The sequence below is a fragment of the Pseudomonas sp. CH61 genome (genome assembly GCF_059429415.1).
In genome coordinates this window covers 5,603,554-5,617,008 of sequence record NZ_CM182098.1, presented here as the reverse complement: position 1 = coordinate 5,617,008, position 13,455 = coordinate 5,603,554, and the positions used below count along the sequence as shown (strand labels likewise).

The window sequence follows — 13,455 nt, the reverse complement described above, 5'->3', positions numbered from 1 at the left end:
ATGTTCACTCAGGTGCCGCAGCCACTGGTCTATGCCGAAGCGTTGCTGGCGCAGTTCGCCAGTCTGTCGCGGGCGGCGGACGGTGCTGCGTTGCTGGGTGACTTCGTGCGTGGTCTGGCCGAGTTGAGCGGTTGCGAATTGACGCAGCTGTATCTGCTCGACGCCACCCACACGTGCCTGGGGATGAACGCTGAATGCCTCGACGGCGCCTTGCAACCGCGCGAAGCGGCGAGCCTGCCGGCGGATTACAACGGTGAACAACTGCTGCAATTTGCCCTGTGCCAGAACCGCGTGGTGTGCCTCGACGACTTGAGCGGCAGCCTGCACGAAACCAGTTTTCTGCCGGCGGCAACCTCGCCGTGGCAGTCGCTGTTGTGCGTGCCACTGGTCAATCAGCACAAAGCTGTCGAAGGTCTGCTGCTGTGCGCCAGCCGTCGTCGCACCCACCTGCAAGGCTTCGCTGATTCCCTCGGCCAGCTCGGCTCGTTTGTGCTTGGCCAATTGCATTTGTTGCAACGCCTGCGTCAGCCGCTGGCGGAATCGGCAACAGTGGCACGCAGCGTGCCGAGCATCAGTGGCTATGGCTTGATCGGCAAAAGCGCGGCGATGCGCCAGACCCATTCGCTGATCAGCAAAGTCCTGCACAGCCCGTACACCGTGTTGTTGCGTGGCGAAACCGGCACCGGCAAGGAGGTCGTTGCGCGGGCGATTCACGATTGCGGCCCACGCCGTTCCCAGGCGTTCATCGTGCAGAACTGCGCAGCGGTTCCGGAAAACCTGCTGGAAAGCGAACTGTTCGGCTATCGCAAAGGCGCGTTCACCGGCGCCGACCGCGACCGCGCCGGGCTGTTCGATGCGGCCAATGGCGGCACGCTGCTGCTCGACGAGATCGGCGACATGCCGCTGTCGTTGCAAGCGAAGATCTTGCGCGTGTTGCAGGAAGGCGAGATTCGTCCGCTAGGTTCCAACGACACCCACAAGATTGACGTACGCATCATCGCCGCGACCCACCGCGATCTGTCGACGCTGGTCAGCGAAGGCAAATTCCGCGAGGACTTGTATTACCGCCTCGCGCAGTTCCCGATCGAGTTACCGGCCCTGCGTCAGCGTGAAGGCGACATCCTCGAACTGGCCCAGCACTTCGCCGAGAAGACCTGCACGTATTTGCAACGCGATCCGGTGCGCTGGTCGAGCGCGGCGCTGGAACACCTGTCCGGCTACAACTTCCCCGGCAACGTGCGTGAACTCAAGGCACTCGTTGAGCGCGCGGTGCTGTTGTGCGAAGGCGGCGAGTTGCTCGCCGAGCATTTCTCCCTGCGCATGGAGGCAATGCCGGAAGACAACAGCCACCTGAATTTGCGCGAACGTCTGGAGCAGGTCGAACGCACTTTATTGCTCGATTGCTTGCGCAAAAACGACGGCAACCAGACCCTCGCCGCCCGCGAATTGGGCCTGCCGCGACGCACGCTGCTGTATCGGCTCGGCCGTCTGAACATCAATCTGGGAGATTTCGATGGGTAGGCAAAACGTCATCGAAATTCTCGCAAAAACCAATTTCAGCGCCGCCCGCAAGGGTCGGCGCTTTGTGCTTTGTCTACACCTGGAGACCCTCTGATGTCTGTTCGTCACTGGCAAGCTGTCCTGCTGACCCTCGTCGTTCTATGCGGCCTGGGCGGCTGTAGCGGCAACTACAAATTCAACGACAACGACTATCGCCCGTTGGGTGATCCGCAAGCGGTCAATCGCGGCAAGTGACCGCAAGGAGCATCAAACATGGAATTGGTTTTCGAAATGCTGAACACCAAGCAGTTCGTGCCCACCGAGTTGTGCCAGAAGACCTTTAAACAGGCCGGCGGCGTGATCGGGCGGGGCGAGGACTGCGACTGGATCATCCCTGACCGCAAGCGTCACCTGTCCAATCATCACGCGATTGTCAGCTACCGCGAGGGCACGTTCTTCCTCACCGACACCAGCAGCAACGGTGTCCAGGACGGCGAGAGCGGCGCGCGCCTGCACAAGGGCGAACCAGTGCGCATCGAGCACGGCAGCACCTACGTGCTGGGTGACTTCGAGATTCGCGCGCGCCTGGTGCGTGACCCGGCGACCTTCGACGGTGAAGTCGGCCGTCCACGCGCTGCCGGCAGCATCATCCCGGACGACGCGTTCCTCGATCTCGACCCGCTCAATGCCCTTGAACAGCAAGAGCGTGTGTACTCGGAAATCGACGAACTGCTGGCGCCGAACACCAAACCTGAGGATTCCCGTCAGCGTGCCGACTACGCGCGCATCGACATGGAAAGCCTGATGGTGCCGGAGCTGATTGCAGCCCCCGTCGAACCTGAGCCCGCTCCGGCACCGAAAGCCGTTGAGCGTCAAAGCGAAGGTTTCTGGGATCATTTCGGTGCAGCGCTGGGCGTCGACGTCAAAGGCCTCAGCCACGACGAGCGCGAAGCCTTGGCGCTGAACGCGGCGCGCTTGCTGCGCCAAAGCATCGGCGGTCTGCAGCAGAGCCTGCGTACCCGCTCGGAGCTGAAAAACGAATTGCGTCTGGCCCAGACCACCGTGCAAGGCACCAACAAGAACCCGCTGAAATTCGCCGTCGATCCGAGCGAAGCCCTGCAGATTCTGTTGCAGCCAAGCAAGCCCGGCCATCTGCCGGCCGAGCAAGCGATCTCCCGCGCGTTCCGCGACCTGCAGGCGCATCAAGTGGCCCTGCTGACCGCCAGCCGCGCTGCCGTGCGCGGCACCCTGGAGCATTTCTCTCCGGAACAACTGACCCTGCGTTTCGAGCGTGACAACAAGCCATTGATCGCGACCTCGGGCGGACGCTGGAGAGCGTTCGGTCGTTATCACCAGGCGCTGCGTCAGGACGATGACTGGAGCGAGCGTCTGCTGGCCCGCGACTTTGCCCAGGCTTACGAAGAACAGATCCGCCTGATCTCCACCCTCCACACCGACCACCAAGGATGATGCGCATGTCTCGCCGCTCGACCGCTTTTTTCAAGACGCTGACTGCGCTCACCGTGCTGGTGCTGCTCGCCGGTTGCTCGTCGCTGTCGCCGTACTCGAAAGTGACCAAGATCAACCTGAAGCTGACCGGCAGCGATCAGCTCAACCCGGACCTCAACGGTCGGCCGTCGCCGATCGTCGTGCGCCTGTTCGAACTCAAGCACCCGGTGACCTTCGAAAACGCTGATTTCTTCAGCCTGTACGAGCGCGCCAAGGAATCCCTCAACCCGGATCTGGTGGCCAGCGAAGAGCTCGAGCTGCGCCCGGGTGAAACCGTGGAAATGAAGCTCAAGGTGGAAGAGGGCAGCCTTTATGTGGGCGTTCTCGCCGCTTACCGCGACTTGCCGGACACCCAATGGCGCCACACCGTTCAGATCACTCCGCTGGAAGTTACCGAAGTCGATCTGACTCTGGACCAGACCGGCATCCGCAACACCAATCAAGTGCTCGCCAAGGCGGATGACTGATCATGAATACCCATAAAGTCATTTGGCAGGAAGGCATGCTGCTGCGTCCGCAGCACTTCCAGCACAACGATCGTTATTACGATCACCAGATGAAAACCCGCACCCAATTGCTGGGTGGTTACACCTGGGGTTTCCTCAATCTGGAGATCGACTTGCAGTTCCTCAACATGGGCAAACTGGTGATCAGTGAAGCCTCGGGGATTCTGCCGGACGGCAGCCTGTTCGAGCTCGGTGGCAACACTGAGCCGCTGGCGCTGGACGTGCCGCCGAACACCGGCAACACGCCGATCTATCTGGCGCTGCCGCTGGTCACCGGTAACCACATCGAGTCGCGCCGTCCGGAGCAGTCCGACGTGCTCGCGCGTTACACCGCGTACGACGCCGAAGTCGCTGATTCCAACGCCGGCGACGATTCCGCTAGCCAGGTCAGCTGCGGTCGCCCGGACTTCAAACTGTTGCTCGGCGAGCAGCAGAGCGATCAGGCCTACGTGAAACTGAAGATCTGCGACGTGCTCGACACCACGCCCGACGGCGTGATCAGCCTCGACCCGGATTTCGTGCCGACCTACATTCAGGCCCACGCCTCCAGCTACTTGCTGTCGTGTCTGAAAGAAGTCATCAGCATGCTTAACCACCGTGGCGACACGATTGCCGAGCGGATTCGCTCCAACGGCAAAGTTGGCGGTGCCGAAGTCGGCGACTTCATGATGCTGCAACTGATCAACCGCACCGAACTGCTGCTGCGTCACTACCTCGGTCTGGAGCAAGTACACCCGGAAGAGTTGTACCGCACGCTGCTGACCATGCTCGGCGATCTGGCGACCTTCTCCGGCGAAAGCAAACGCCCGCGTCTGGACAGCCGCTATTCCCACGCTGACCAGGGTGGGAGCTTCCGCAAACTGATGGAAGCAATTCGTCAGGTGCTGTCGATGGTGCTCGAGCAGCACGCCATTGAACTGATCCTGCAAGCACGTCAGTACGGCATCATCGTCTCGCCGTTGCACGACCACAAACTGCTCGGCTCGGCGTCGTTCGTGCTGGCAGCGAGTGCCAACTGCGACTCCGAAGAACTGCGCCACCGTTTGCCGGCGCACCTCAAGGTCGGCCCGGTGGAGCGTATCCGCCAACTGGTCAACCTGCACTTGCCGGGGATCAAAGTCAAACCGTTGCCGGTGGCCCCGCGGCAGATCGCGTTCCACTCGAACAAAACCTATTTCATCCTCGAACTCAGTTCCGAAGACCTGGCACAACTCGAGCGCTCCGGCGGTTTCGCGTTCCATGTGTCCGGCGAATTCGCCGAGCTTGAACTGAAATTCTGGGCCATCAGGAACTGACCGACATGATCAAGGAAACGGATTACAACCAGGACGACAAAACCGTCCTGCTCGATCGTCAGGGCCACGGACCGGCATCGAGTCCGCTGACCGACTTCGCCGCGCCGCCGCGTTTCGAGCAACTGGAAGAACGCATGATCTACGCCGCGCGCCTGCGCCCGGCAGAAGCGTTCAACATCAGCCTCAATTCGCTGGTCGCTGCTTCGTCCGAGCTGCTTTCGGAAGTGGTGCGCCTCAAGCACAGCGAAACCCGCGAAGACTTGTACGCACTCAACGAGCGTCTGACTGCCGGGCTGAAATTGTTTGAAGTACGCGCCCTGCACAACGGCGCCGAAAGCAGCCAGGTGATGGCCGCGCGTTACGTGCTCTGCACCGTGGTCGACGAAGCTGTCGTGACCACACCGTGGGGCAACGAAAGCGAATGGTCGCAGATGAGCCTGCTGAGCAGCTTCCACAACGAAACCTTCGGGGGCGAGAAGTTCTTCCAGTTGCTCGATCGACTGTCGAAAAACCCGGTCAAGCACCTGCCGATGCTCGAACTGATGTACCTGTGCCTGTCCCTCGGTTTCGAGGGCAAGTACCGCGTTCAGGCACGCGGCATGCTCGAACTTGAAGGCATCCGCGATGCTCTGTACCGGCAGATTCGTCAGTTACGTGGCGACGTGCCGCGCGAGTTGTCGCCGCACTGGGAAGGCTTGAACGATCAGCGTCGCAACCTGGTGCGCATCGTGCCGGCGTGGATGGTGGTGTTGTTCACTTTGGTCTGCCTGGTGGTGATGTATTCGGGCTTCGCCTGGGTCTTGGGCGAGCAGCGCGACACCGTTCTGCAACCTTATCAGCCGCTTGATCCGGCCGCGGTGCAACCGCAGTCGCAGCCGTAAACAGGGACGTGTGATGAAAAAGTTTTTCAAGAAAGTCGGCGCCTTCCTGCGCCAGACCTGGGTCTGGACCTTGCTGCTGGTGCTGTTCGTGGCGCTGCTGGTGTGGTTCGTCGGCCCGTTGTTGGCGGTTGATGACTACAAGTTCTGGGAGAGCTCGACCTCTCGCTTGCTGACCATCGCTGTGCTGTTTCTGATCTGGGGCCTGACCATGGTCTTCGTCAGCTGGCGCTCGGGTATTCGCAAGAAAGCCGAGGAAGAAAGCGAGGACGGCCAGGACCGCATTCGCCGCGAAGAGCTGATCGACGAAGAACAGAAGGAGTTGAAGGCGCGCTTCAAAGACGCGCTGAAAACCCTGAAGACTTCCAGCCTGTATCGCGGCCGCAGCGAGCGCTGGCGCAGTGACTTGCCGTGGTACCTGCTGATCGGTCCGCAGGCTTCCGGCAAGACCAGCCTGCTGGACTTTTCCGGTCTGGAATTCCCGATCAACAAGATCGACCGCAAGCTGACCCGCGACACCCTCGGCACCCGTCATTGCGACTGGTACTTCGCCGACCACGGTGTGCTGATCGACACCGCCGGGCGCTACATGACCCAGCCTGACGCGGAAGTCGACGGCAGCGCCTGGACCACCTTGCTGGAACTGCTGCGCAAGCGCCGTCGCGGGCGTCCGTTGAACGGCGTGCTGGTGACCATTCCGGTGGAAACCCTGCTTGGCGGCAGTGAGCAGGACATCGATACCCTCGCACGCCAGGTTCGCGGCCGTCTGCAAGACGTGCATCAGAAACTGCACGTCGACGTGCCGGTGTACCTGGTCCTGAGCAAGGCTGACAAGCTGCTTGGTTTCGACGAGTTCTTCGATCAACTGACTCGCGAAGAAAGCGATCAAGTGCTCGGCACCAGTTTCCGCAAGGATCAGGTCGGCACCGACGTCGCTGTGCTGCGCAACGAGTTCGAAGAACTGCTGCGTCGCCTCAACAGCCAAGTGATCATGCGCATGCACTCCGAGCGCGACACTCAGCGCCGTGGTCGCATCCTCGACTTCCCGCATCAACTCGGGCAGATCGGCGAGCGCCTGTGCCTGTTCGTCGACATGGCGTTCACCGGCAACCGTTATCAGCGTGCCACGCAACTGCGCGGTTTCTACCTGACGAGCGCGCCGCACCTGACTCAAGAGATGGATGCCACCACCGCCGGCATCGGCGCCAGCCTCGGCATGAGCGCCGGCGTGCTGCCGACCCTGCGCAGCGGCCGATCGCGTTTCATCCATCACTTGTTCAGCCAGGTGATTTTCCCAGAGGCCGATCTGGCCGGTCTGGACAAGCGCGAACGCAGCCGCATCCATTGGGGCCAGCGTGCGCTGTACGTCGGCGCACTCGCTTCGCTGGCGCTGTTCGGCATGCTCTGGGCCGGTGGTTTCTCGGCCAACTACGAGCGCCTGGAAAACCTGCGCAATCTGGCGCAGAACTGGACGCAGCAGCGCACAGCTTTGTCGCCGCGTGATGACGCCATGGGCGTGCTGAAAACCCTCGACACCAGCTACGCCGCGACCCAGGTCTTCCCGAAAAAAGGCGACGTGTCGTATCACGAGCGCGGCGGTCTGTATCAGGGTGAAGACGTCAATCCAATGGTCAAAGAGGCTTACGAGCGCGAGCTTGAAAAGCAACTGCTGCCACGGGTGGCGACCATGCTCGAAGGGCAGATCCGCGCCAACATGAAGGACCGCGACCGCCTGCTCAACAGCCTGCGCGCGTACCTGATGTTGAACATGAAGGATCGTCGCGATGCCGCGTGGCTCAAGGACTGGGTCGCTACTGACTGGTCGACGCGCTATACCGGCAACACCGCCGTACAGAACGGTTTGAGTGCGCACCTCGATCGCCTGCTGAAGCAGCCGTTTATCTACCCGCTGAACGACCAACTGGTCACTCAGGCGCGTCAGGTATTGCGCAGCGAATCGCTGGCCACCGTGGTTTACCGCATGCTCCGCGAGCAGGCGCGCAACCTGCCGGACTATCGTTTCAGCCAACACCTCGGCCCACAAGGCTCGCTGTTTATCGGCACCGAATACGTGATCCCGGGGTTCTACACGCAAACCGGTTATCAGCAGTACTTCTCGGTACAGGGTTCGGCGCTGGTCACCGACATCCTGCGTGACAACTGGGTACTGGGCGAGGGCGCCGGCATCAGCGACATGGACTTGCGTCGTCTGATGGTCGAGCTGGAGCAGTTGTATTTCCGCGACTACGCCAATTACTGGAGCGAAGCCGTTGGCCAGGTTGCCCTGCCGCCAATCAGCGACGCCGGTGAAGGCGCCGAACAACTGGCGGGCCTGACTTCGGCCAACTCGCCGGTGCTGGCATTGCTCACTGAAGTGCGTGAGAACACGCGCTTCCAGGCCGCTGCAGATCCTGTCGAAGAAGCTGGCGACGCTGCTGATGCGCTGGCCGGGCAGAAAGGCAAACTGGGTAAGGTTGGCAAACTTGCCGCCGCCGCAGCGGACAAGGCTTCGGCGTTGAACGTGGCGAAGACCCTGCCGGACACCGCGAAGAAGTCGCTGCAACGCCGCTTCGAACCGCTGCATCGTTTGCTCGATGACAACAACGGCCCGGCGGCCGACCTGACGCCTGCACTGAGCGCGCTCAACGACCTGCAACTGCAACTGGCCGGTCTGGCCCGTTCCAGCACACCGGAACAAGCCGCGTTCGAAATGGCGAAAACCCGCATGAGCGGCCAGCGTGATGCGCTGACCAACCTGCGCAATGCGTCCAGCCGTCTGCCGCGTCCGCTCAGCGTGTGGTTCAACGTGCTGGCCGAAGACTCGTGGCGTCTGGTGCTTAACGATGCTTACCAATACCTGAACGGCCGTTATCAGAACGAGCTGTACAGCGTGTATGGCAAAACCATCAGCAAGCGTTATCCGTTCAGCGCCAGCAGCACCAGCGACGTAGCGATCAGCGATTTCCGTGAGTTCTTCCGCGCTCAAGGTACCGTCGACCGCTTCTTCGACAGCTACCTGCGTCCGTTCGTCAGCGGCGATCCGGGCAACTACCGCATGCGCAGCGTCGACGGCCACAGCCTGCCGGTATCGAAGATGTATCTCGACCAGATGGCGGCAGCGCTGACGATTCGTCAGAGCTTCTTCTCGATCAACCCGGCCGAGCCGACCGTGCAGTTCAAACTGGAGCCGTACACCCTCGACCCGGCCGTCAGCCGTTCCGAGTTCAAGTTCGGCGACAAGACCATGGAATACCGCCACGGTCCGATCCTGCCAATGTCGTTCAAATGGCCGACCGATGCTGAAGACGGTCGCACCAGTCTGGTCATGGACAAAATGGCCGGTCGCCCGATCGGCATCGAGAAGAACTCCGGCCCATGGTCGCTGTTCCGTCTGTTCGACCTGATGCAGACCGAGTACCTGACCGGTCGCGACGTGCTGGTGCTGAAAGCCGACGTAGGTGGCCTGCGCGCTAACTACCTGCTGACCAGCCAGCGCACGCCGAATCCGTTCGACATGGGCGTACTGCGCACCTTCCGTATGCCGGTGCAGCTCTGATGCTGGTGGCCAGTGCCTGGCGCAGCGCGGCGCGTACCGACCCGGGCAAGGTGCGGGCGCGCAACGAAGATGCCTTCCTCGACTCGCCACAGCAGGGGCTGTGGGTGGTCGCGGACGGCATGGGCGGTCATCAGGGTGGCGACATCGCCAGCCAGTTGATCGTCGCCAGCCTGGCTGAACTGCCGCAACACGAGGACTTCGACGAACGCCTCAAAGCCATCCGCCAGTGCCTGCACTGGCTGAACCGGCGCTTGGGGCAGGAGTTGACGGTCACCGCCGGACGCCACGACAGCATCATGGGCAGCACCGTCGTGGCGCTGCTGGTGGAAGGCAACCGCGCGGCCTGCATCTGGGCCGGCGACAGTCGTTGCTACATGTGGCGCGGGCAGCGGCTGTATCAGCTGTCCAAGGATCATTCGCTGCAACAGCAACTGATCGACGAACAACAAATGAGCGTCGAACAAGCGGCAGCACACCCGGCGGCTCAGGCCTTGACCCGAGCCGTCGGCGCCGCTGAACAACTGACCCTGGATGTCCTCGAACTCGAGGTTTATCCGGGCGATGCGTTTTTGCTCTGTAGCGATGGTTTGTATCAGGGCTTGAGCAGCGATGCCCTCGGCAACGCTCTCAGCCTCAGCGCGCCGCACGTGGCGCTGGAACGTTTGTTCGACGGCGCCCTGCGTGGCGCCGCGCGTGACAACCTGACAGCCGTGGTGATCCGCCAATGACTGAAATCGAATCCTCAGTCGATGACTTGCTGATGAGCGACGAACAGGCCAACAACCTGACCTACTTCGCCTTTGCCAAGGAAAACAGAGCAGAACCGTTGCTGGCGCCGACCAAGGCCAGCATCGGTGCACTGCCGGATGTACTCGCCGGTCGCTACCACCTCGAGCGTCTGCTCGGGGCCGGTGGCATGGGCGCCGTTTACCGGGCGCGGGATCTGCTGCACGAACAGTTCGGTGATCCCGATCCTTACATTGCGCTGAAAATCCTCAGCGAAGAATTTGCCGAATCGCCGGACGCCAGTGCCTTGCTCTACAGCGAGTTCGCCCTGACCCGACGCCTGCGCCACGACAACGTCGTGCGTGCACATACCTTTGAAGTCGACACCGACTGCCAGCGGGCCTTCATCACCATGGAATACATGCGTGGCCTGACCCTGGACAAATTGCTCTGCGAGCGGCCCCTCGGCCTGCCGTGGCAAGAGCTGCGCGACATCATCCTGCCGCTGCTCGACACGCTGGCCTACGCCCACGGTCGCGGCGTGCTGCACGGTGACCTGAAACCGAGCAACGTCATGCTCAGCGAAGACGGCCTGCGCCTGTTCGACTTCGGCCTCGGTCAGGCAGAGGAGGGCGTGATGCCCGGCCTGCCGCACCTGAGCCGCGAACGCTTCAACGCCTGGACCCCGGGCTACGCCGCCCCCGAACTGCTTGAGGGCCAACCGTTGTCGGCCAGCGCGGACGTGTACGGCGTGGCCTGCGTGATCTACGAACTGGCGGGCGGCAAACACCCGTTCCGCCGCTTGCCCTCGACCCAGGCCCGCGATGAGCACCTGGAGCGGGAACTGCAAGCACCGGCGAACTTACCGAAACACGGCTGGCCAGCGCTGCGAACCGCGCTGAGCTTCAACCCGGCAGAACGCAGCATCACTGCCCAACAATTGCGTGACGCCATGGGCGCCACTTCGTCCTGGCTGCAACGGTTGCGACTTCGGGCGTAACGGATGACATTCGAACAGGGAGCACTTTATGTTCAACTCAGCTAACGAAACCCACTTCAGCCTCAAGGTCGAAGACTACGTCGGCGACCTGCAAGTGCTGTCGTTCACCGGCACCGAAGGCATCAGCCAGCCGTTTCGTTTCGACCTCGAACTGGTCAGCGAAAACCCTGACCTGGACCTCGAACAACTGCTGCACAAGCAAGCGTTTCTGGCATTCGATCCACAAGGCTCGGGCATCCATGGGCAGATCTACCGCGTCGCCCAAGGCGATGCCGGCAAGCGCCTGACCCGCTATAAAGTGTCGATGGTGCCGCAACTGCAATACCTGCATCACCGCACCAACCAGCGCATCTACCAGCAGATGTCGGCGCCGAAAATCATCGCGCTGATCCTCGAAGAACACGGCATCATGGGCAACGCCTACAGCTTCCAGCTCAGCCAGCCGTGCCCGGATCGCGACTACTGCGTGCAATACGACGAAACCGACCTGCACTTCGTCCAGCGCCTGTGCGAAGAGGAAGGCATTCACTACCACTTCCAGCACAGCGACAAGGGTCACCTGCTGGTGTTTGGCGACGACCAGACCGTGTTCCCCGACCTCGGCCAGCCGACCGCGTACGTGCAGGGCAGCGGCATGGTCGCCGAAGAACCGGTGATCAAAGGCTTCAAACTGCGCCTGGAAACCCGCACCAGCCGCACCACACGCCGCGACTACGACTTCGAAAAACCGCGCCTGCAAATGGAAGCCGCCTACAAACCCGAAGGCGCTCTCGATAGCAAAGACGCTGAGCCAGATCTGGAAGACTACGACTACCCCGGCCGCTTCATCGACCGCGCCCGTGGCAAGTTCCTCAGCCAGCGCGCCCTCGAACGCCACCGCGCCGACTATCGTCAGGCCGAAGGTCGCGGCGACCAGACCAAACTGGTCAGCGGCCACTTTCTGGAAATGTCCGACCACCCACGCAGCGAGTGGAACGACCTGTGGCTGCTCACCGAAATCTTTCACGAAGGTAAGCAGCCGCAAGTCCTCGAAGAAGGCGTGACCAGCGACACCACCGACAACAAGGACGACTTCCACCAAGGCTACCGCAACACCTTCCTCGCCACCCCGTGGGACGTGTTCTACCGCCCGGCCCTCGAACACCCGAAACCACGCGTCCTCGGCAGCCAGACCGCCATGGTCACCGGCCCCAAAGGCGAAGAAATCCACTGCGACCAGTACGGCCGCATCAAAGTCCAGTTCCACTGGGACCGCGAAGGCCAGGCCGACGACAAAACCAGCTGCTGGCTACGCGTCTCCAGCTCCTGGGCCGGCGACCGCTACGGCGCTATCAGCATCCCGCGCATCGGCATGGAAGTCCTCGTCACCTTCCTCGAAGGCGACCCCGACCAACCGCTGGTGACCGGCTGCCTGTACCACAAGGAAAACCCGGTGCCTTACGCCTTGCCGGCGAACAAGACTCGCAGCGTGTTCAAAACGCTTAGCTCACCGGGGGGCGGTGGTTATAACGAACTGCGCATTGAAGACAAGAAAGGTGCGGAGCAGATCTACATTCATGCCCAGCGCGATTGGGATGAGAACGTTGAGCACGATCAGAAGATTCGGGTCGGGAATGAACGTCATGACACCGTCGAGAAGAACAGCTACACCGAGCTGAAGGCCGAGGAACATCGCACGACGATTTTCGACCGCAAGGTTGAAGCGAAGCTGGATGACCACCTCACGGTTGGGCAGAACCAGCATGTGAAGCTGGGCACGGCGCAGCTGACCAGTGTGGGGAAAGAGATTCACCTCAAGGCTGGGGACAAGATTGTTATTGAGGCGGGGACGGAGCTGACCATTCTTGGGGGTGGGAGCTTTATCAAGCTGGATGGCGGTGGGGTGACGGTGGTTGGGCCGGTGATCAAAATTAATGCCGGTGGCTCGGCTGGGTCGGGGACTGGCATCGGGATTAAACCGCCGGTGCTGCCGGGGGCGGCGGATAAGGATAAGGCGGGGAGTTTGATGGATCAGGCGTTGTTGAATGCGCCGGCATCTACTCCGCCAGCATCGGAGAAAAAGAGCTTCCGTATTCAGATGAAACGTCCCTATGACAAAAAAGGTATTGCTGGACAGCCCTATACGCTGGAAGTGGATGGAGTGACCTACAAAGGCACAACTTCTAGTGAAGGTTTTGTTGACCAGCCAGTTCCGCCCGATGCGAAGAAGGGCAAGCTTACTTTTTATCCTTTTGGCGCAGAATCTCAGCCATGGGTATGGGAGTTGGACTTGAAAGCTCAGTCGGAAGCCTCGGACGTGAAAGGGCTTCAGTCCCGCCTTAAAAATCTTGGGTTCTATGATGGGAAAATCGACGGTGAAAATGGCCCGAAAACGAAGCATGCCACCCGTTGTTTCCACCGTTCTTGTGAGTTGGCAGACAAAGATTATCTTTCTTCCAGCGATATTAAGCGTCTCGAAGAACAGCATATTGCATAAGGGAATGAG

General features: G+C 61.2%; 10 protein-coding genes. All 10 read left to right on the top strand.

Features of this window, described 5'->3' with window-relative positions:
* The 10 genes from AC5SEM_RS25375 to tssI all read left to right on the top strand — a co-directional run bounded on the left by AC5SEM_RS25375 (position 1) and on the right by tssI (position 13,446).
* Positions 1-1,521 (top strand): sigma-54 interaction domain-containing protein, encoded by a 1,521-nt coding sequence (locus AC5SEM_RS25375; protein WP_095113199.1) that lies wholly within the window; start codon positions 1-3, stop codon positions 1,519-1,521.
* A 93-nt stretch (positions 1,522-1,614) separates the two neighbouring features.
* Positions 1,615-1,755: a hypothetical protein gene (locus AC5SEM_RS25370; RefSeq protein ID WP_007920296.1), complete on the top strand. Its 141-nt coding sequence runs from the start codon at positions 1,615-1,617 to the stop codon at positions 1,753-1,755.
* Positions 1,756-1,773: 18 nt separating this feature from the next.
* Positions 1,774-2,970 carry a type VI secretion system-associated FHA domain protein TagH gene (gene tagH, locus AC5SEM_RS25365; protein WP_034152083.1) on the top strand — a complete coding sequence of 399 codons (1,197 nt, stop codon included), beginning with the start codon at positions 1,774-1,776 and terminating at the stop codon, positions 2,968-2,970.
* Positions 2,971-2,975: 5 nt separating this feature from the next.
* Positions 2,976-3,476 (top strand): type VI secretion system lipoprotein TssJ, encoded by a 501-nt coding sequence (tssJ, locus tag AC5SEM_RS25360; protein ID WP_007920299.1) that lies wholly within the window; start codon positions 2,976-2,978, stop codon positions 3,474-3,476.
* 2 nt (positions 3,477-3,478) lie between these two features.
* Positions 3,479-4,810, top strand: coding sequence for a type VI secretion system baseplate subunit TssK (gene tssK, locus AC5SEM_RS25355; RefSeq protein ID WP_007920300.1), 1,332 nt, complete (start codon positions 3,479-3,481; stop codon positions 4,808-4,810).
* A 5-nt stretch (positions 4,811-4,815) separates the two neighbouring features.
* Positions 4,816-5,691 carry a type IVB secretion system protein IcmH/DotU gene (icmH, locus tag AC5SEM_RS25350; protein ID WP_007920301.1) on the top strand — a complete coding sequence of 292 codons (876 nt, stop codon included), beginning with the start codon at positions 4,816-4,818 and terminating at the stop codon, positions 5,689-5,691.
* A 13-nt stretch (positions 5,692-5,704) separates the two neighbouring features.
* The gene (tssM, locus tag AC5SEM_RS25345; protein ID WP_495471513.1) at positions 5,705-9,244 is read left to right on the top strand and encodes a type VI secretion system membrane subunit TssM; all 3,540 of its coding nucleotides are present in this window, start codon (positions 5,705-5,707) and stop codon (positions 9,242-9,244) included.
* Positions 9,244-9,972 carry a PP2C family protein-serine/threonine phosphatase gene (locus tag AC5SEM_RS25340; protein ID WP_038359322.1) on the top strand — a complete coding sequence of 243 codons (729 nt, stop codon included), beginning with the start codon at positions 9,244-9,246 and terminating at the stop codon, positions 9,970-9,972. Before tssM ends, AC5SEM_RS25340 begins: the two co-directional genes overlap by 1 nt.
* Positions 9,969-10,970 (top strand): serine/threonine-protein kinase, encoded by a 1,002-nt coding sequence (locus AC5SEM_RS25335; protein ID WP_495471512.1) that lies wholly within the window; start codon positions 9,969-9,971, stop codon positions 10,968-10,970. Before AC5SEM_RS25340 ends, AC5SEM_RS25335 begins: the two co-directional genes overlap by 4 nt.
* A 28-nt stretch (positions 10,971-10,998) precedes the next feature.
* Positions 10,999-13,446, top strand: coding sequence for a type VI secretion system tip protein TssI/VgrG (gene tssI, locus AC5SEM_RS25330; RefSeq protein ID WP_495471511.1), 2,448 nt, complete (start codon positions 10,999-11,001; stop codon positions 13,444-13,446).
* Positions 13,447-13,455 lie beyond the last annotated feature (9 nt).

Coding starts and splice junctions, on each gene's coding strand:
- AC5SEM_RS25375 (WP_095113199.1), top strand. CDS start 1: ATGTTCACTCAGGTGCCGCAGCCACTGGTCTATGCCGAAGCGTTGCTG.
- AC5SEM_RS25370 (WP_007920296.1), top strand. CDS start 1,615: ATGTCTGTTCGTCACTGGCAAGCTGTCCTGCTGACCCTCGTCGTTCTA.
- tagH (WP_034152083.1), top strand. CDS start 1,774: ATGGAATTGGTTTTCGAAATGCTGAACACCAAGCAGTTCGTGCCCACC.
- tssJ (WP_007920299.1), top strand. CDS start 2,976: ATGTCTCGCCGCTCGACCGCTTTTTTCAAGACGCTGACTGCGCTCACC.
- tssK (WP_007920300.1), top strand. CDS start 3,479: ATGAATACCCATAAAGTCATTTGGCAGGAAGGCATGCTGCTGCGTCCG.
- icmH (WP_007920301.1), top strand. CDS start 4,816: ATGATCAAGGAAACGGATTACAACCAGGACGACAAAACCGTCCTGCTC.
- tssM (WP_495471513.1), top strand. CDS start 5,705: ATGAAAAAGTTTTTCAAGAAAGTCGGCGCCTTCCTGCGCCAGACCTGG.
- AC5SEM_RS25340 (WP_038359322.1), top strand. CDS start 9,244: ATGCTGGTGGCCAGTGCCTGGCGCAGCGCGGCGCGTACCGACCCGGGC.
- AC5SEM_RS25335 (WP_495471512.1), top strand. CDS start 9,969: ATGACTGAAATCGAATCCTCAGTCGATGACTTGCTGATGAGCGACGAA.
- tssI (WP_495471511.1), top strand. CDS start 10,999: ATGTTCAACTCAGCTAACGAAACCCACTTCAGCCTCAAGGTCGAAGAC.